Annotated in this window: 7 protein-coding genes and 1 tRNA gene; 5 read left to right on the plus strand and 3 right to left on the minus strand. The window is 56.3% G+C overall.

Annotation, left to right across the window (positions count from 1 at the left end):
• From V7051_RS01095 to V7051_RS01115, 5 genes are all read left to right on the plus strand, one after another.
• A complete protein-coding gene (locus V7051_RS01095) occupies nucleotides 1-669 on the plus strand; it encodes an HAD family hydrolase (protein WP_333873040.1) in 669 nt (222 codons plus the stop codon).
• Nucleotides 670-719: 50 nt separating this feature from the next.
• Entirely contained in the window at nucleotides 720-14,126 is a 13,407-nt protein-coding gene (locus V7051_RS01100; protein ID WP_333873041.1) for a thioester reductase domain-containing protein, read from the plus strand.
• A gap of 204 nt (nucleotides 14,127-14,330) precedes the next feature.
• Nucleotides 14,331-16,067, plus strand: coding sequence for an FAD-binding oxidoreductase (locus V7051_RS01105; RefSeq protein ID WP_333873042.1), 1,737 nt, complete (start codon nucleotides 14,331-14,333; stop codon nucleotides 16,065-16,067).
• A gap of 180 nt (nucleotides 16,068-16,247) precedes the next feature.
• On the plus strand, nucleotides 16,248-17,054 hold the full coding sequence (locus tag V7051_RS01110) for an SDR family oxidoreductase (RefSeq protein WP_333873043.1): 807 nt from the start codon (nucleotides 16,248-16,250) through the stop codon (nucleotides 17,052-17,054).
• 64 nt (nucleotides 17,055-17,118) lie between these two features.
• Entirely contained in the window at nucleotides 17,119-18,216 is a 1,098-nt protein-coding gene (locus V7051_RS01115) for a CDP-alcohol phosphatidyltransferase family protein (protein ID WP_333873044.1), read from the plus strand.
• Nucleotides 18,217-18,419: 203 nt separating this feature from the next.
• Here the strand turns inward: V7051_RS01115 and V7051_RS01120 are convergent, their stop codons facing one another.
• From V7051_RS01120 to rep, 3 genes are all read right to left on the minus strand, one after another.
• Nucleotides 18,420-18,578: a hypothetical protein gene (locus V7051_RS01120; protein WP_333873045.1), complete on the minus strand. Its 159-nt coding sequence runs from the start codon at nucleotides 18,576-18,578 to the stop codon at nucleotides 18,420-18,422.
• A 587-nt stretch (nucleotides 18,579-19,165) separates the two neighbouring features.
• Nucleotides 19,166-19,242 (minus strand) — tRNA-Arg (locus tag V7051_RS01125).
• Between the two features lie 32 nt (nucleotides 19,243-19,274).
• Complete coding sequence (gene rep / locus V7051_RS01130) at nucleotides 19,275-21,278, minus strand: DNA helicase Rep (protein ID WP_333873046.1); 2,004 nt, start codon at nucleotides 21,276-21,278, stop codon at nucleotides 19,275-19,277.
• Between the last annotated feature and the right edge of the window lie 75 nt (nucleotides 21,279-21,353).

Genomic DNA, 21,353 nt, shown 5'->3' on the forward strand with positions numbered 1-21,353 from the left:
ATGTCTTCTGCCGCTTTTTTCGACTTGGATAAAACGCTCTGGGCCTGTTCCGGAGAAAAGGCTTTTGCCGGTCATCAATTTCGCCGGGGGAAATTAGGCATCACCCAACTGGGCGGTGTCGTTTACCAGTATCTTCGTTATGAACTGGGCCTGATCGACGATATAGACACGCTGAAAAGACGCGTATTACGCACCCTTTTTGCCGGTGAAGCGGTTGCGCCCTGCATTGAAGTCTACAACGCGCATTTTCACCGGCAGTTATCCCAATCGCTATTTCCGAAGATGCTTGATTGCGTGAAAAGCCATCAAAGCGCCGGAGATAAAATCGTCATTGTTTCCGCGGCGCTGGATTTCATCGTAGCCCCGGTCGCCGTAATGCTGGAAGCCGACGATTGGTTTGCGATCCAGTTGGAAGTCACCGGCCATTTGTTTTCCGGTGAAGTGCTCGGCCCAATCCCCTACGGACAAGCCAAGGCATCGATTGTAAAAAATTACGCCGACCGGCACAGCCTGGATTTAACCCAGTGCCATGCCTATGGAGATCACTGGGAAGACCGGCACATGCTCGGCGCCGTCGGCCACCCTGTCGCCGTCAACCCTGACCGGCGCTTGGCGCAGTTAGCGCAACGCCAACAATGGCAAACGCTGGCTTTGCCATCTCCTCTATAAAAAGGTCTCTTCCCTACACTGACCGCCACATCATTGACTCTATCGATACTATGCCGATTATCCAAGCGCCAAGCCTTGCCGACGTTCTTATACAACGCGCCCAGCTGCAACCCGACCGTTTGTCGCATGTGTTCATGGATCATATCGATGCCGATCAACACCCGCTGACTTATGGCGACATCGACCGACGGGCGCGTGCTATCGCCGCGCGCTTGCAAGCGATCGATGCCCGGCGCGTACTGTTGGTCTACCCGCATGGGCCGTCGTTTTTCCTGGCCTTCATGGCCTGCTGGTATGCCGGGATAACGCCGATTCCTGTGTTCCCGCCACAGTCCAGGCGCGGCATGGCCCGTATCGATGCGATTTTGCGCGACTGCGCGGCAACGCATGTGCTTTCCTCAAGCGATCTTATGGCTAAAGTCGTGCCCTGGTTTCAGGAAGAAGGCATAGCAGCGGGGCTGGAGTGGCTGGATACCGACAGCGTGCCTGACAGCGAAGCGGTCGACTGGCGCAGCCATCGCATCGATCCGGCGCAACCGGCTTTTTTACAATATACCTCCGGATCTACAGGCAAACCCAAAGGCGTCGTTGTCAGCCATGCCAACCTGATCGCGAATGAAGCCATGCTGAATCGTTGCTTTAACCACAACGAAGAAACCCGCATTTTCAGCTGGCTGCCTTTTTATCACGATATGGGCCTTATCGGCCCCTTGTTTAACGCCCTTTATGTCGGCGTTTGCAGCTACTATATTCCGCCGCAAGCGTTCATCCGCGATCCGATGCAATGGCTGCGTGGCATTTCAAAATTCCGGGCATCGACTACCGGAGGCCCTAACTTTGCCTACGATCTTTGCGCAAGAAAAGCGACGCCGGAAAACTGCTCCGAACTGGATTTAAGTTGTTTGCAGGTGGCGTTTAACGGAGCCGAGCCGATCAGGGCCGATACCTTACGCCGTTTTCAACAGACGTTTGCGCCCTACGGCTTTTCACCGTCCGCTTGGTTGCCATGCTACGGCATGGCGGAAGCCACGCTGTTTATCAGCGGCCGCAGGTCGGCTCCGGTGTTTAAGCAGCATGAAGGCAAGACCCATGTGTCCTCCGGCAAAAGCTGGGGCGATTGCGAAGTGCTGGCAGTCGATCCAAACACGCGTCGGCCGGTGCCGGACGGCGTTACCGGGGAGCTGTGGCTAACCGGTAGCCATGTCGCGCAAGGCTATTGGAACCAGCCGGAACAGACCGCACTGTATTTTCAGGCGCAGCTCGAACACGGCGGCGCTCCCTATTTGCGCACCGGCGATCTGGGGTTTATGGACCAGGGTGAGATTTATGTCACCGGCCGACTCAAAGACCTGATCATTTTACGCGGCCGTAACCTTTATCCGCAGGATCTTGAGCTGGCCGCCCAGAACGCGCATAGCGCGCTAAGGCTCGATGGCGGGGGGGCTTTCGCGCGGGAAGCGGAAGACGGCGAAGCGCTGGTATTGGTGCAAGAGGTCGAGCGCTCGCAAATGCGCGGGCTCGACGTTGCTCAAGTATTTGCTGCAATACGCGAGGCGTACTGGGATGCGTTCCAGGTTCAGGCCGATGAGCTGGTTCTGGTCAAGCCGGGCAGCGTGCCCAAGACCACCAGCGGCAAGGTGCGTCGCAGCGCCTGCCAGGAAGCACTGGCGGCCGGCGAGCTGCCGGTTATAGCAAGATCGCGGCGCGAAACGCCAATCGAACCACCGGTTGCGACTACCGTTGCCGTTTCGCACGATGCAGCCACGGTTCAAAAATGGCTACGACATTATCTGGCACAAAAAACCGGCGGCTCGGCACACGCTATCGACGTTAACACACCTTTCGCCGCTTACGGTTTGGACTCGCTCGCAGCGGTGGAACTGTCCGAGCAATTGGGCTTATGGCTGGGCAAAGAGCTGGATAATTCGCTGGCGTTCGACTACCCGACTCCGGCGCGCATGGCCGAATTTGTCGCCGCCGCGCCGCAAACCGGCAGGGCAACAACGATCACGTCGGGCGATAAAGACGATGCGATAGCCATTGTCGGCCTCGGCTGCCGCTTTCCCGGAGCCGACGGCCCGGACGCTTACTGGGAATTGTTGTCTCAAGGCTTGTCGGCGATTCGCGAAGTTCCCGAAGGACGCTGGCCGGTGTCCGGTACGCGCGAGCGCTGGGGCGGTTTTCTGGAAAATATCGACCGTTTCGACGCGGCGTTTTTCGGCATTTCGCCGAAAGAAGCCATGCGCATGGACCCGCAGCAGCGCTTGCTGTTAGAAGTCGCCTGGGAAACGCTGGAACATGCCGGATTTTCCGCCGACAACTTGCGCGGCAGTTCGACCGGCGTATTCGTCGGTATCAGCAGCACCGATTATTCGTTGGCGCAACTAGCAGCCTACGACGACCTGAACGCCTATTCGGCGACGGGCAACGCGCTTTGCATCGCGGCCAACCGGCTGTCTTACGTGTTCGATTGGCGCGGCCCGAGCCATGCGGTCGATTCGGCCTGTTCCTCGTCGCTGGTCGCGCTACATCAAGCCTGTCAGTCGATACGGACGGGCGATTGCGACTTGGCCTTGGCGGGCGGCGTCAATATGCTGCTGATTCCGCACTGGAGCAAAGTCTTCGCCGAAGCCAACATGCTGGCCGAAGACGGCCTTTGCAAAACTTTCGACGCGGCAGCCGACGGCTACGTGCGCGGCGAAGGTTGCGGCCTGGTTTTACTCAAACGCCTGTCGGATGCCCGCCGCGACGGCGATAACGTATTGGCGGTTATCCACGGCTCGGCGGTCAACCAGGACGGCCGCAGCAACGGCCTGACCGCACCGAACGGCCCCGCGCAAGAAGCCGTGATCCGGATGGCTCTGAACCAGGCCGGGATAGAGCCAGGTCAGGTCGCCTATGTCGAAGCCCACGGCACCGGCACGGTGCTGGGCGACCCAATAGAATTTCAAGCCTTGCAGCGGGTTTACGATCAGCCCGCCACGCCGCCGTGCGCGTTGGCTTCGGTCAAAACCAATATCGGCCATCTGGAAGCGGCGGCAGGCATTGCCGGTTTGATCAAAGCCGTGCTCAGCCTGCATCATGGCGGCATTCCGCCGCATCGCAATTTCAAGCGCCTGAATCCGAGCATCAATCTCGATTCCAGCCGGTTTTTTATTCCGGATCGGTTGACGCGATGGCCGGACTCAGGACAATCCTATGCCGCGGTCAGCTCGTTCGGTTTCGGCGGTACCAATGCCCATGTCGTGGTTGGCGTCGGTGACCCGAAGTTATCGGACGACGCAAAGGTTTCGCCGCGCGATTCGGTAGTATTGCCGTTGACCGCAACGAACCCGGCTGAATTGAAAAAATTAGCCGGTCGACACGCAGACTATCTACGCTCACATGCCGAAATTGACCTCGTGCGTTATGCTTATACCGCAGCAACCGGGCGCGCAAAGTTCGCCGAGCGCGGGGCTGTTTTAGGCCATAACCGGCAAGAATTTATAATAGCGCTGGATGCGTTGGCGGCCGGTGAAACCACGCCTCAGGTGCAGGCAGGCCGAAGCCCGTCCCAACCTCCGCCGGTGGTGTTTTTGTTTACCGGCCAAGGTTCGGAATATCTGGGCATGGGGCAATCGCTATACCGGCAACAACCGGTATTTCGCCAGACCTGGGAAGCCTGCCGCAAAATCATCATCGAACTCAGTGGAGACGACCTGCTGGCTGAAGCATGGGAAGCCGATGAAGACAAACTCAGGCAAGCCCGCACGACCCAACCGGCATTGTTCGCGCTGCAAGTTTCATTATTCCGCGTCTGGACGCATTGGGGCGTCCGGCCCGATTACGTCATAGGCCACAGCCTCGGCGAGTTGGCCGCAGCTTGTGCGGCGGGCATATTTTCGCTGGAGGACGGCATGAAGCTGGCCCTGGAGCGGGGCCGCCTGTGCCAACAACTGGCTGCGGACGGCGCGATGGCCGCGGTTTATTGCCACTGGGAGCGCATCTACCGGGAACTCGGTGAAGACGCGCAAGCTTTATCGCTCGCGGCTATCAACCGCCCGGACCTGGTCACCGTATCCGGCCGCGCGGATAAAGTCGCGCCGCTGTTGGACAGGCTGGAAGCTGCGGACATCCGTGTCAGCCGCCTGTCGACCCGCTACGCCTACCATTCGGAAGCCTTGGATTCGGTATTGCAGCCGTTCACCGCTATCGTCGATTCATTGCATCTCGATTCTCCAACCATAGCCATGTTGACCTCATGCCGCCACGGGATGGGCTCGCCTGATCAGCCCGATTACTGGGTAGCGCAGTTGCGTCATACCGTGGACTTTGCCGGAGCCTTGGCAGAGCTGCCTAAGGAACAGCCGTTGGTGTTCGTCGAAATCGGCGCCACTCCCCACTTATTGCCATTGGCGCGTAGCATTGCCGGAAATCGTGCGCCGACGCTGGCCGCATCCTTGCGTCCGGGCCGGGACGACGGCGAATGCATCGCGGAAGCGTTGGGAGCGCTGCATTGCGCCGGAGTTCTTATCCTTTGGGAGCAAGTGTATCCCGGCGTCAAGCTGTTGCCCGGATTGCCCTCCTATCCTTTCGACCACAGCCAATCTTATTGGTATCCAGCCAAGTCTTATCCTGCCAACGTTGGGTGCACGGTACGCGCCTTGGCTCCCGAGGCGCACGCGGCGGGTCCTACGGCGGATCTCCTGCCGGAAGCTGGTGATGCTTTGCACTATCGCATCGATTGGGAACCCGTGGATATATCCTTGGAATATCAATCTTCCGCCGCTCCCGTAGGACGCGCCGTGCGCGCCTTTTCTGCTTCGGAACAACAAGCCGACGACAGTTTCTGGTGGCTGATTCCCGGCGACCTCGCACTGGCGAAAGCATTGGCCCGACAGCTTCGGGCTGGCGGCGAGGAAGTGCAGGTATCGGACGAAAAACCGAAAACCGTTGACCGGCCGTTATCGGTCGTGTGGATCGAAAACGACGGCGGCGAGCCAAGCCTTGTCCGCCTAGCGGAATTAGTGCGCGATTTAGAAAAAGACTGGGTAGCCGGAACACGTTTGAGTCTGATATCCCGTTGCGCACAGCAAGTCAAAGCCCTTAATGACGCAGTCCGGCCCGGCCACGCGCTGCTTTGGGGAATGATGAGGTCGTTGGCAGTTGAATGTCCTTCACTTGCCGGAGGCATCTACGACTTGCCCGCATCCGGCGACGCCGATCAAGAAGCAAATTGGCTGACCGTAGCGCTGTTGCAAAACAAAGAAGATCAACTCGCGTGGCGCGATGGCGCGAGCTATGCGCCTCGTATCGTCGCAGAATCCGCCAACTGGACAGCGCAGCGCTATAAGGCCGATCCGCAAGGCGCTTATTTGATTACCGGCGGCTTGGGCAGTCTCGGCCGCCGGACGGTTCGCTATCTTGTCGAACGCGGCGCAGGCCATGTCGTGGTCACAACCCGGCAGGCCGAGCCCGAGCAAATCGATTGGCCGACAAGCGCAGCCATTGAAAGCGTAACCTGCAATTTGGATGACGCCGAGGCTTTAGCGTCGCTGATCGGCAGTTTCGGCGTTACCCGACCTCCGTTACGCGGCGTGATTCACACGGCCGGAACAGTGTCTTTACTGCCTGTCGGCGAATTAACGGCCGAAAACATGCAGCCGGTTTTAGCTCCCAAGCTGGCGGTAGAGCAGTTAGGACTGGCGGTTAGCGGACAGCCGCTGGATTTCTTCATTTGCTATTCATCGATCGCCGCCGCTTGGGGCAGCGTGGCCCTAGCGCATTACGCCGCGGCCAACCACTACCTGGATGCGTTCGCCGCGTTGCGCCGACATAACAACTTGCCTGTGACCAGTATCGCCTGGGGACCTTGGGCAGGCGGAGGCATGGCCGAGGAACAGCACCGCGAGCGGCTGGTCCAGTCCGGCATAACAGCCATCAGTGATACGGCCGGATTCGCGTGCCTCGACCGAGTGTTATTGGAACGCCCCGTTTACCGTATCTGCGCCCAAGTGGATTGGGCTCGTCTTCGCTCGCTGCTGGAAAGCCGCCGCGTCCGCCCGTTGTTGAACCGATTGCCCGGTACTTATACCGTTATAGATCCCGTTGCCGAATCGCCCGCCGTTGTCCGCAACTGGCGGCGCGACGAGCTCGACGGTTTATTGCGTTTAGAGCTGGCGCAGATCATGGAATTGTCCGATCCCGCTGCGTTCGATGCCGAGCTGGGCTTTAACGAGCAAGGCATGGATTCGTTGATGGCCGTGGATTTCAAAAATCGCCTCACAAAGGCACTAGGGCTGCCTCTGGCCGACACTTTGGCCTTCGACCATCCTAATTTACGGTGTCTGGAAGATTATCTGTGGCAGCTGATCCAGGGCAACCGGCCGCAAAAAGCAGCCGTAAAAACCGCAACAAGTACGGCCAGCCCTATCGCTATCGTAGGCATGGCCTGCCGCTTTCCCGGCGGCGCCGATTCGCCGGAACAGTTCTGGGAACTGCTCAGCAACGGCGTCGACGCAATCGGCCCGATGCCGACCGAGCGCTGGCGGCTGGACGATTGGTGGAGCGCCGATCCGAACGAATTGGGCAAGTTTTATACCCGTGAAGGCGGTTTTATTACCGGAGTCGACCGCTTCGACCATGAGTTTTTCCGCCTGTCGCCAAGGGAAGCCGCATTGCTCGACCCGCAGCAGCGTCTTGCACTGGAAGTAGCTTGGGAAGCTCTGGAGCGTGCAGGGGAAAACGCGTCGGCACTACGCGATTCCAACACCGGTGTTTTTGTCGGTATCGGCAGCCAGGATTACCAGCAATTATTGCTGGACGGCGCGCCGCCCGAAAGTATCGAGATCTACACCGGCACCGGCAACACGATGGCTTTCGCCGCCGGACGCATCGCTCATTTGCTGGGCGTGCGCGGGCCTGCGATGGCAGTCGATACTGCATGTTCGTCGTCATTGGTTGCCGTGCATCTGGCCCGGCAAGCACTGGAAAAAGGCGAAGCCGATTGCGCGGTCGCTGTCGGCGTCAGCCTGATGCTGTCGCCGTTGGCGCAAGTTTACCTGTCGCGTGCCAGGGCCTTAGCTCCGGACGGACGCTGTAAAAGCTTCGATGCCTACGCGGACGGCTACGGCCGAGGCGAAGGCTCCGGCGCTCTTGTATTAAAACGCCTGGACGATGCGTTGCGCGACGGCAATCCGGTTCTGGCGGTTCTGGCCGGGTCGGCAGTCAACCACGATGGCGCCAGCAGCGGGCTGACCGTACCGAATCAGCAGGCCCAGACCGAATTGCTGCGCGCCGCTTTGTCCAATGCAGGATTGCCTGCATCATCGATTGGCTACCTGGAAGCCCACGGAACCGGTACCGCGTTGGGCGATCCGATCGAGATTCACGCTGTGCAGGAAGTGTTCGGCGACAATCGCAGTGCGGATAATCCTTTATATCTGGGAACCGTAAAATCGAATATCGGCCACCTGGAAGCAGCGGCGGGCATGGCGGGTCTTATCAAAGCCGTGCTTGCAGTCGGTAAAGGCCGGTTGCCCGCGAGTCTTCATTTCCGGCGCTGGAACCCGCATATTCGCCGCGATGCAACGCCGTTGGAAGTCGTCAAGCGTTTGCAGGATTGGGACTCAAACGAATTGCGTAATGCCGGTGTCAGCGGTTTTGGTTTAAGCGGAACCAACGCCCACATTATCGTTCAGCAGTATGTCGAAGATACCGATTATCAGGCTAAGGAAGCCTGGACGTTGCCTCTGCTGAAACTGTCCGCGCATAGCGCCGGTGCATTGCAGTCGCTTGCCCGCCGATATGCAGAACTGTTTGCTGAGAACCCGGACAGCGCGACGATTTGCGCGGCCGCCAATTCGACGCGCGGCGACTGGAATTTCCGTTTGGCGGTTCCGGCGAACGATTCCGCAACGCTATCAAAAGCGCTTAGCGCTTATGCCGATGGAACCGTTCCTAACGATCTGCATCTTGGACAAGCTGGCGGCAAGCCGCCCCGGGTGGCTTTTTATTTCTCGGGTCAGGCGTTGTTGCCGACCGAACTGGATATGCGCGATATTCCCGAAGCATTCGCGCTGCATTTGAAGGCTTGTGCCGCACTATTGGACGACAGTTCTGAATACGATTGCTGGAAATCGCTGCAAAACGATGGCACTGCGTTTGCGCAATTTGCTTTTCAATATTCCCTGTCCGCCTTGTGGATGGATTGGGGTATCGATCCGGTCTTGATTTGCGGCGACGGTGCCGGACTGCTTGCCGGCGCTTGCGCCACAGGCGCCATTTCACCGGCTTCCGGAGGTTCGTTGGCACGACTACTTGCAAGCGGTGACATCGCTAAATTTTCCGAAGCATGGCAACGCTGCACGTGGAACGCTACGAAAATTCCATTGCACTATGCTGCCGGAACGGAAATTATCGCAAAACCCGCTTTTGAAGTGTTCTGTTCCGGTTCCGGCTTGCCTCTTAAGCCGGATTGCCAATGGCTGCTGCATTTTGCATACGAAGCGATTCCCGCAGAGGCAGAAACCTGTCAACACTTGGCCGCGCTGCCGGTTGGCGAAAATATCGGCAAGGCTTTGGCCGATACGCTGGCCCGCCTTTATGTTTCCGGCGCCAATCCGGATTGGCCTTCGATCTGCGGCCATCATAAACAGGCCGCGCCGTTGCTGCCGACTTATCCTTTCCAGCGTAGCCGCCATTGGGCTGCACCCGCCCCGGCCGTCGGCAAGGCTTCGTCACGGAAAAGCCAAGGCGCGGAACTGTTGTTAGGGCGGCATGTGCGCTCCCCGCTGTTGCCTGAGCAATGGTTTGAGCTGGAACTGGATGCGCGAAGCTTGCCCCATATCGGCGATCACCGGTTATTTGAAAGCGTGGTTGTCGCCGCCGCCACTTATGTGGCGATGGCGGCTCATATCGGCCGCCGCCTGTTTCCGGGCAATACCGTCGTACTGGAAAACGTGCGTTTACTGCGCGCCTTAACCTTGGCCGACGACGAATCACGCACCTTGCAATTCATGTTGCGCCCGGCCCAGGAAGGTCAATTTGCGTTCGAAGTGGTCAGCCTGGAAAACGATGCCCACCACGAACACGCCAAAGGCCTGCTAAGTTCGATAGCCCCTGTTGTTAGCGCCGACACCCTCGATTTGTCCGGCGTGCAAAGCCGTTGCGGCGAACAGATGACGGGCAACGATTTTTATGACGGTTTTTGGCAGTTGGGTTACCACCTGGGCCCGATCTATCGTTGGATAGACACGGTCTGGTCAGGCTCCGGCGAAGTATTGTCGCGGCTCTGCCCGCACCCGGAATCGCTCGGAGAAAACGAATCCGGCCACCCCGGTTTGATAGATTCCTGCTTTCAGACCTTGACCCGCTGCATTCCGGAGGAATACAAAGCGTTGCTGAGCGGAGCATCTCTATTCATTCCCGTTGCAATCGATCGAGTTTATTTTTACAGCGGCCTGGAAACGGTGCACTGGTGCCATGCGGTGCTGCTGGAAAGCCAAGAGCGAGACCTGCTGACCGCCAATTTGCGGCTGTTCGATGCGCAAGGCCGCTTGGCCGGAGAGATTTCCGGGTTCTCGGTCAAAGCCGTGCCGCGTCATCGTTTGGTCGGCGCCAACTTGGCCGCGCCGGTTAATTACGGACTGATGTGGCAGCGTTTGGACCCGCCGCAGCCGGAACCCGCCAACCTGTCATGGTGCCTGGTTGGAGAAGAGGCTGAGCGCAATGCTATCGCCGGTGCCCTGGAGAATGTAGGGCAAAGCTGTAAAGCGTTTAGCTGGTACGATCGAATCCCCGAGCATGATGCCGAGGTGCTGGTATTGTGCTGCACGAAGCTGATTTTTGCGCCGCAATCCAATAGCCCGGCGCCGCGTCACAGCGCTTTTGAATCGCCATTGGAACATCTGCTGCGTCAATTGCGGGATGCTATTTCCTCGCCATCTTTAAAAGCGGTATGGCTGGTAACCCGCGGCGCCCAACCGGTGGACCGGCATGCTATCAATGGGCTCGACTCCGGGCTGTTCAGCGGTATTCATGCGGTGTTGTCCAACGAATATGCCAATTTATTCGTCGGCATCGTCGATCTGGACCTGGACAACGACGTTGGCGACTACAAAGAACTTGCCCGATGGCTGTCGCAATTCCGGGAGAACCGCTTAGCCATCCGTAACGGCGCGGCGTTTGCCTGTCGGCTGCAACCCTGGAAGCCCGCGTCGGCTGGCGAACGTTGCCAAGCACTCGATAGCCGTTCGCGGGGCGTGCTGGATGCCTTGGTCTGGGAAGAGGCGGTGCGCGGCGAACTTGCCGCCGATGAAGTGGAAATCCGCGTGGTTTCCTCGGCGCTGAATTTTCGCGACGTGCTTCAGGCTTTGGCTATGTATCCCGGCGAAGCGACTGCCTTAGGCGGTGAATGCGCAGGGCAAGTGGTGCGCGTCGGTGCAAATGTGCGAACTGTTGCGGTCGGCGATCCGGTATTTTGCCTGCTTGCCGAAGAAGGCTGTTTGCGCGACTTCGTACGGACTTCTGATGATCGGGTGTTCAAGCTTCCGCCTGAGTTGTCGTTTGACGAGGCGGCGGGCATGCCGGTGGCTTTTCTTACCGCTTACCATGGCTTGCGGGTGCTGGCCGGTTTGCGCTCGGGCGAATGGGTGCTGATTCATGCCGGAACCGGCGGCGTCGGCATGGCCGCAATACAAATCGCCAACAGCGTCGGCGCGCATATCATTGCCACCGCAGGCTCCGAAGAAAAACGCGAATATCTGCGTAGCTTGGGTATTGTCCATGTCGGCGATTCCCGCTCCACTGCGTTTGCCGATACGGTGCGTGTTGCGACCGGCGGGCGCGGCGTTGATGTCGTCCTGAATGCGTTGGCCGGAGACATGATTACCGCGAGCATGGATGCGCTCGCACCCAACGGACGCTTTGTCGAAGTCGGCAAGGCGGATATTTGGGATGAAGAACGCTTGAGCCTGAACTATCCCGGCATAAGCTACCACCATTTTGATTTGGTGGAATTGCAGCGCAGCCGACCGGCCGCGATTGCCGACGGCATCGCCGCGATACTCGGCGACTTGGCTGCCGGGCGTTTACATCCTCTTCCGTATCGCTTGTTTTCCAGGGCTGACACAGCGGATGCATTCCGCTATATGGCCCAGGCCCGACATCGCGGAAAAGTGCTGCTGCGGCTGAGTTCGCCGCAGAATCCGGCTTTTAATGTGCGAGCGGACGCCACTTATCTGGTCACCGGCGGCTTGGGAGGTCTGGGGCGGTTTTTCGCATACTGGTTGGCAAGTCAAGGTGCAGGAGCGGTGTTGCTGACCGGACGCAGGCCGCTGGATAACGAAGGAGCCACATTTTTAGCGGAACTTGAAGCGCTGGGCTGTAAATCGGCTTATGTTGCGGTAGACGTCAGCGACTTTGAAGCCTTGGCACAAGCGCTGGACCGGCATAAGTCATTGCCGTTGCGCGGCATTATCCATGCGGCCGGGGTTGCGGACGATGCGCCGTTGCATCATCTGGACTGGCCGCATTTTGCAAATGTGTTGGCCTCGAAAGTCAGCGGCGCCTGGAATCTGCACCGGCTTAGTGCCGGCCTTCCGCTGGACTTTTTCGCGCTCTGCTCCTCGGCTTCCGGCTGGCTGGGTAATCCCGGCCAAGCTAATTATGCCGCGGCCAATACCTGGCTCGACAGCTTCGCGGCCTGGCGCAGAATGCATGGCCTGCCTGCCTTGAGTATTGCCTGGGGGCCGTGGGCGGAAGCGGGTATGCATGCCCGGCTGGTTGCAGGTCGTAACCAGGATGGCAACGACATGGGCACGATAGCGCCTGAACAGGGCATTGCAGCTTTGGCCGCGCTACTTGAGTCGCGCGATGTGCCAGCGGCTTTGGCGGTATTGCCGTCACGGGCGGAAAATTATCTAAGACAGGCGGCACCGTCGGCATTACGCCCGCTGTTGGCCGAGCAACTGCGCAGCATCGGCAATCATCAGGCACCGGTCCGGCAACGTCTTGATGAGGATTTTAGCCGCCTGCCCGACGCCGAACGCTATCCGTTCCTGCTGGATTATTTACGTCGGCAATTAGGCCAGTCTTTGAGTTTGCCTGCCGCGGAGGTATCGACGGATGCGAGTCTTGAGTTGCTTGGCCTGGATTCGCTGATGTCGGTTGAAGTGGTGAATCGGATCGAACGCGACTTCGGGCTGCGCTTGAGCGCGGATTTCCTGACCCGGTCGTCCAGCCCGCAAGAACTCGCTGCCGGTTTGATGTCGCGCCTGCAACAACAAAGCCAACCAATAGTCGAAGAAGCTGTTCTCAAGCTGGCGGACGATGTAAAACTGCCGGAAAACTGGTGTCCGGCCGATGAAATCGCCGACTGTTGGCCGCCTCGTCATATTTTGTTTACCGGAGCCACCGGTTATCTCGGCGCTTATTTGCTGGCGGAACTGCTTGAGCGCACCGACTGTGAAATTTATTGCCTGGTGCGCGCGGAAAATACGGACGCTGCGTTTGAACGGCTGCGCGCTAATGCCGGCTATTACGGTTTGTCTACCGCATTGCCAATCGAGCGCATACGGCTTCTGGTCGGCGATATTGCGCAGCCGTTGATGGGATTGGATGAGGCGGTTTATCGGCAGTTGACGCTGGAAGTCGATGCGGTGCTCAGCGCCGGGGCTCATGTGGATTTTACCTTGCCTTATAGCGACCTGCGCGCCAGCAATGTCTCCGGTACGATCGAAATGCTGCGCTTTGCCGCGGCCGGACGACGCAAACCTTTGCACTTTGTATCCACGCTGGGCCTATTGATGAGCAAGGCGCGCAGCGATAATGATCCTGCCCTCGAATCGTGGCCGCCGGATTGTGAAGGCGAGAGTCTGGTCAACGGTTACGAACAAAGCAAATGGGTGGCCGAACATATCCTGAAACTGGCCGAAGACAGCGGTATGCCTATTGCAGTTTATCGCCCAGGCTTGCTGACCGGAGACAGTAGCTCGGGGCGTTTTGTGAACACCGACCAGTTCGTTGCGCGTTTCCTGAAAAGCAGTATCCAGCTGGGTTGCATTCCTGCATTGGAAAACGGCGTCGAGATGCTGCCGGTGGATTTTGCGGCTCAGGTGATTGTCGCAGGCTTGCAGAGCGCTTCGAGTCTGGGTAAGGCTTTTCATATCCGCCATCCTGAACCGCTGGTTATTGCCGAGGTGGTCGAGGTGTTGCGTGCTAAAGGTTATGCGATGGATATTGTGCCTTATGCCGAGTGGCAACAGCGCGTCCTGGCCGGTACCGACGATGACAGCGGCAATGCATTGATTCCGTTCCGGAACATGATTTCGGGAATGGACCAGCGTCATGCGGAATTCCCGCCGGTCGACGATAGCAACTGCCGCGAAATTTGCGCGCAAGCCGGGATCGGCTTTCATTCTTCCGCGGAATTACTGGAGAGTTATTTGCTCTATTTTGAAAACAGCGGATTTTTGTGATGTAGACTTATTTCATTTCCACGTAGCGCGTCACTGCTATTAAGTTAAGCAATGTAGGAGCCGGCCGTGCCCGCGATGAAGAAGCGACAGCCCTGCAATTGCCCCCAAACATCGCGGGCACGGCCCGCTCCTACAGTGTCATTATGCTTAAAGATGAGGGAAAAACACTTGCTATCTAAAACACATAACCCAGAGAATCAGTCCATGCCGAATAATCAAAGAGAACCTCATCGCTGGGGCTTTCGCGATACCCGCTTCACCCTCGACCAGGACGGTTCCGTAGCGCTGACCGGCAATCGCTACTCGATATGCGGTTATGCGATGCCCTATTTCATCCCGTTCGTCGAAAGCTTGCTGAAAGTGCGCTTGCCGACGGAACAGCCGATCATCGAACGCGCCGAGGTTCAACTGCCTGAGCCCAAGCGCAACGAGGCTTTTTGCGCGGCATTGGCTCTGGAATTTCCCGCAGAGCAGATCAGTTTTGCCGACGCAGTGCGTTTGCCGCATAGCCACGGACAAACCACTGTCGATGAAGTCTACCAAGTGCTTTACGGCGAGCTGCCGAAACCGGTCGACGCGGTTTTTTATTGCGCCGATACCGAACAAGCGCAAGCTTTGGTGCAGCTGGCGGCCGAGCACGATGTCTGCCTGCTGCCTTATGGCGGCGGCACCAGCGTCAGCAATGCGTTGCGCGTTCCGGCCGACGAGCGGCGCATGGTGGTGGCTGTCGACACCGGCCGGATGAATCGCATCATCAGCCTGGAACACGGCAACATGCGGGTCACGGTGCAGGCGGGTATTTGCGGCGCGGATTTAGAACAACAGCTTCGTGCCGAAGGTTTCACGCTGGGCCATGAGCCGGACAGCATCGAGTTTTCGACGGTCGGCGGCTGGATTGCGACCAATGCGAGCGGCATGAAGAAGAACCGCTACGGCAACATCGAAGACGTGGTTGAATCGATGACGGTGGTGACGCCATCGGGGACGTTGCAAGAAGCGATGCGGGCGCCGCGCGTGTCCGCCGGAAGCCGTCTGCATCATTTGCTGTTCGGCAGCGAAGGCAATTTCGGCCTGGTCACTGAAGCGGTGTTAAAGCTGCGCCCTTTACCCGAAGTCACCCAATACCAATCGATCCTGTTTCGCGATTTTTCGACCGGCATTGCTTTTTTGCAGGAGTTGTCCAAAGGCACTATCTGGCCCGCCAGCATCCGGCTGGTCGATAACCCGCAATTCCGCTTCGCTCAATCGCTGAAACCGGCGCTAAGCGGCTGGGCCGATTATAAGCACCGCCTGCAACGATGGCTGCTGACGTCGGTTAAAAAGTTCGATCTGGAAACGCTGGCGGCCGCGACCATCGTGCTTGAAGGCAGCACCGATGAAGTTATCGCCCAGCGGCGCGCGTTGGATAAGCTGGTTCGCCGTTACGGCGCACTTTACGGCGGCGCGGAAAACGGCCGGCGCGGCTATCAGCTGACCTATGCGATTGCTTATATCCGGGATTTTTTGATGCGCTACAGCATCATCGGCGAAACCTATGAAACCTCGGCTTCCTGGGATTGCATCGAGACCATCTGCGACGAAGTCAAGCTGGCGGCGGAGCGGGAGCACGAGCGCTACGGTTTTCAGGGCAAGCCGTATGTGTCGGCCAGGGTTACCCAGATTTATCCGACCGGCGCGTGCATTTATTTTACGCATGGCGCCTCGATATTCGGCATGCAGGATCCCGATCGGAAATTCCATGCCGTCGAACAAGCCATGCGGGCGGTTATTCTGGCCAACGGCGGCAGCCTGTCCCATCATCACGGCATAGGCAAACTGCGTGCGCCGTTTATATCGCAACTTTATTCCGAATCGACGAAAAATGCCTTGGTGGCGCTGAAACGGGAGCTTGATCCGGGCAATGTGTTTGGCGCGGGCAATAATCTGTTTGACCGCAGCTGATTGGTAGGGCGTGCCGTGCGCGCCTTGAGAGAATTCAAGGCGCGCACGGCACGCCCTACTCGGCGGATCTTTTAGCCTGAGGACTGAACCGGCCCGTGAAATCCTGGACCTATTTTTCGTGCTTTTTGTGTCTTTCGTGGACATTCGTACAATTTATTAAACCAACAGAATCTTAATGACATGACCCAATGCGTACTCATCACCGGCGCCTCCTGCGGCATCGGCCTCGCCACCGCCGACTATTTCCATCGCCAAGGCTGGAATGTCGCGGCCTCGATGCGCGATCCGACGCAAGACCACATATTGGGCGAACGCCCCGGACTGATCCGGCCGCAATTGGACGTATGCGATCCCAAGTCCATCCAGTCCGCAGTGAATGAAGTGCTGGAACGTTGGGGACGAATCGACGTGCTGGTTAACAACGCAGGCTACGGACTTATAGGCCCGTTCGAAGCCGCCGACGAGATGCAGGTTCGCCGCCAGTTCGAGGTGAACGTGTTCGGGTTGATGGCGGTAACTCGCGCGGTGCTGCCTTCGATGCGCGCAGCCGGCAACGGCGCTTTGGTCAATATATCGTCTATGTCCGGATACTCGTGCTTTCCGTACTACAGTCTCTATCATTCCAGCAAATGGGCGGTGGAAGGTTTTTCGGAATCATTGCGCTACGAATTGGAGCCTTTCGGCATCCGCGTCAAATTGGTGGAGCCCGGCGTGGTCAAAACCGATTTTCATACGCGCTCCAAAGACAGCAGCGCCTTAGCGGCTTATGAACCTCACTGCGAACGCTCACTCGCTCGCATGGATCGCTTCTACCGTTTCGGCAATTCGGCCGAACGGATTGCCGAAACGGTATACCGCGCGGCCGCCAGCAATAGTTCCAAACTGCGCTATCCTTTGGGCTGGGACGCCAGGGCCGCGTACCTGCTAAAACGCATCGCACCCGATTATCTGATCAGCCGACTTACCCGCTTTCTTTGCGCGGGTTGAACTACTAAAAGCGTCCTTCCCGGGAATACATTTTTTAACAAAGACTTTTTGCGCCGATAACACCATGAATTTCAGCTTCGAAGACCGTTCCCGTGTCCACCAATATATCTTTAATTGCAGCGATCGATCATGGGTTCAGCCGTATTTCAATAGGGTAATTAATGACCGCTTGTTGCGCCTTTTACCTTCCGGCCTGTCTCCAAATATTTTTACTTTTATCGGGCACTTATCGGCATGGATTGCTTTTTTAATGATTTACCTGGACCAGTTCGACTCTTGCCTGCCCCTGCCGCACGCAGCAACTTTCAGTATCGCTATCGCATTGACTTTTGTCTATTGCATCTGCGACAGTCTGGACGGCATGTACGCCCGTTACTGGAAAGTGGAAACGCCCTTGGGCGATTTCTACGATCATTGGTTCGATTGTTTTATCGGCTTTACCATTCCTATAGGGCTGTTTCTGGCTTTGAACGCTCCGCCCCATCTTCTCGGCATATTGACGCTGTGTTATGGTTTCGGCTGGACCGCCAACAACCTGGAGCGCAGGGAAAATCGCGCGCTTATTCTCCCGGTCTTCGGCGCAATGGAAGCGAACTTTCTGGTGATCAGCATTTTCACAAGCGCTACGCTGATTCCTTCACTGATATCTTCGTCAGAATTTGACATTTATGTACTCATCGCAGTCGGATGCCTGGGCTTTGTCAGTGCGGGCTGGAGCGCAATCGCCAAAATACGCGGCAAAAAAACCGGCCTGTTTTGCATGATGCTCGGCATCGGCCCGCTGGTTATCTGGTCTTTACTGGTCGCTGCCGAAGGAGGACAGCAATGGATTTACGGTTTACTGGTCAGTGCCGCGCTTGTGCTGAAATACAATGGCGACATTCTGCGTAATATCCTGATAGGGACTGCTTATAAACCGTGCAATGTTATTTCGATCAGTCTTAGTGCGATGCTTTTGATTATGCATATTACGCTAAAAGGCGTCGTGCCGGCTTATGCCGAAACGGTCCTGCTTTCGATCCTGGCGCTATGGGCGGTCGGCATGTGCGCCATACAGTTGATTCATACCACTTTGTTTTGCTGCCGTGAATTGAAGATCAGGGTATTTTTGCTCAGTCCCGAGCAACAACGAGCGATTTCCGGACAAAGGCACCTCAAATAACTTTGGCTTCGTTTAGTAGACGGTCAAATATCTGCGATTAAGCCGCATCCAAAATAGATTTATCTCAGACCGGGCAAAAGTCGCCGGTTACCGCGGATAATAATGGCCGCTTCGTCTTCGTTTCAAAGTAATTTTTTTAGATACGCCCATTCATCCATAGAAGGAGCTCAAAACTATCCTTGTCTTAAAACGCCTGGTCAATTTCAATCAGCGCCAACACGATTAGCATCAATGATCGATGTCAATGTATAAGCAATCAACTCTCGTGGATTTTTGAAGTCCTGAGAGCTGTCTATTTTTTCAATGAGGTTCGTAAGGCATTCAATTTCAGAGTAAAACTCGTCTTGTATTTCAGCTTTCATATGCTTATTCCTATCGGTATTGATTACGAATCTGCTTTCTAAATCTGCAAAGCAAAATCGTTATCGGCCGGTTGTGGAAAAACATAAGCCCATTGTATAGGCTAGCAGCCAGCGATGTGATTTCGTTGAGAACGGGCCTTGCGGCATTGGCATTTTTCGGAGCCGATCAGCTGTTTGAGTTCGCGGTGAAATTCTTCGACCTGTCAACACACGTCATTAACGTCTTGAACGACATTTTTTCAGTTTGACGACGCAGCAGAATTGAAGCCGTTCGGGTCGGCAGACATGAACCAAATGCGCGGACAAGTTGAATCAACTGTAGTTGATCAGTGTGTTAATCAATTATTTTACGTCGCGTTGTTTGGTAATTATGCGTATTGGGCTAAGGCTGCGAGGGTCTTAATATTTTGAAAAGCGGTATTTATATTTCATTTTATGCCACAGTAATTCAATGCAATATTGAAGAACAGGTTGAGCATATTCCAAATGACAAATTTAAAAACAAAGAATAGCTAATGTGTGAAGCCTGTCTTCCGGTCACCAAACTCAAGTTAGGCAAACATAAGACAGTAGAAGTGAGTCATAAATGGCGCGCCCGAGACGATTCGAACGTCCGACCACAGCCTTCGGAGGGCTGTACTCTATCCAGCTGAGCTACGGGCGCGTAGCGTGTATTCTAACCGATCGGCGCAGCAATTACGACAACATTGTTTTCAAGTGCGCCAAGCTTGCCTTGCCGCGCTCTTTGACGACTTCCGGGTCCAGCTGTTTTTTGTTGACCCATTCCAGGTCGTCTGCGGGCAATTCGCTTAAAAACCGGCTGGGCTCGCATTCGGCGATTTCGCCGTAACGTTTGCGATGGGTGCAGTAGCTGAACGTGCAGGTGCGCTGGGCGCGGGTGATACCAACGTAAGCCAGGCGGCGTTCTTCTTCGATGTTGTCGGTTTCGATGCTGTTTTGGTGGGGCAGGATGTTTTCTTCGATGCCGATCAAAAACACATGCGGAAATTCCAGCCCCTTGGCGGCATGCAAGGTCATCAAACTGACCTGGTCGCTGGCCTCGTCTTCCTGATTGCGTTCCATGATGTCCATCAGCATGATTTTGGAGACGATTTCCGCCAGCGGTTTTTGGCCGTCGGTTTCCTTGTCGGCGATGCGTTTTAGCCATTCGACCAGCTCGTAGACGTTTTTTATTTTACGGTCGGCGGATTCCTTCGTTTTGCTTTCTTCCTGCAAATATTGCGAATAGCCGATCTGGTCGATGAACTGTTCGATGACCGCAAAGGTATCGCCCCGCTCGATGCGGTCGGCGGTATCGAGCGTCCAGTCGCGGAATTTTGTCAGCCGGTGCATGGCTTTTTCGGACAGCTTTTGGCTTAAACCAAATTCGGTGCTGGCCGCAAACAGGCTGATATGGCGTTCATTGGCATACGCGCCGAGCTTTTCCAAGGTGCTTGGGCCGATTTCGCGCTTGGGCGTGTTGATCACGCGCAAAAACGCTGCGTCGTCGTCCTGGTTAACAAACAAGCGCAGATAACCGAGGATATCCTTGATTTCCGAATAAGCAAAAAACGAGGTACTGCCGCTGATGAAATACGGGATATTGTTTTCCCTTAAACCTTTTTCGAACAAGCGGGACTGATGGTTGCCGCGGTATAAAATCGCATAGTCCTGGTAATTGCTGCCGGTTTTGAACTTGTGATGGATGATCTCGGACACGATCTGCTGGGCTTCAATTTGCTCGTCTTTATGGCTTAAAACCCGTAGTGGATCACCGTAACCCAGCTCGCTCCACAGCTTTTTTTCAAAGGCATGGGGATTGTTGGCGATCAGCTGGTTGGCGACCTTCAGGATGCGTCCGGTGGAGCGGTAATTCTGTTCCAGCTTGATGACTTGCAGGCGGGCATAGTCTTTTTGCAATTGCGCCAGGTTTTCCGGCTGCGCGCCGCGCCAGGCATAAATGGATTGGTCGTCGTCGCCGACCACGGTAAACCGGCCCAAGTTACCGGCGATCAGGCGCACCAGCTGGTATTGAGTGATATTGGTATCCTGGTATTCGTCGACCAGCAAATAGCGGATTTTGTTTTGCCACTTTTCCAGAATGGCCGGATGCTGTTGAAACAGCAACACAGGCAATAAAATCAGGTCGTCGAAATCGACCGCGTTGTAGGCTTTCAGGCTGCGAGTAAAATCCACGTAAAGACGCGCCGCCGGGTATTCGTTGGCTTTAGCTATAGTTAAGGATTGCTCCGGCGTGACAAAAGCATTTTTCCATTGGCCGATTTGCCGGGAATAGCTATCGATGTTGTCGATGTCGCAATCTTTTGCGCCGTGGCTAATTAAGTTACGCAGCAGCGTGTACTTGTCCTGCTCGTCAAACAGGGTAATTCCGGCTTTATAGCCCAGCGTCTTGGACTCCGCCCGTAATATATCCAGGCCCAGGGAGTGAAAGGTAGAGACTCGTAGGCCGCGCTGCTGCTTGTCATCCAGCAGTTTGGAAACCCGGCTTTTCATTTCGCGCGCGGCTTTATTGGTAAAAGTTACCGCCGCGATATGGCGCGCAGGCAGGCCCTGCTTGACCAGGTAAGCGATTTTTTCGGTAATCACCCGCGTTTTGCCGCTGCCCGCGCCGGCCAGCACCAATAAGGGATGATCAATCGCTTTAACAGCGGCTTGTTGTTGGGGGTTTAGTTTGGACATTGATGCCTATGCAATAGCTAAAAAATTTCACCACGAAGGTCAATTTTCTTGCCGTCTTCGTGGTGTTTTTTGTGT

Origin of the sequence: Methylobacter sp. (assembly GCF_036845245.1) — a bacterium.
GTDB lineage: Bacteria > Pseudomonadota > Gammaproteobacteria > Methylococcales > Methylomonadaceae > Methylobacter_A.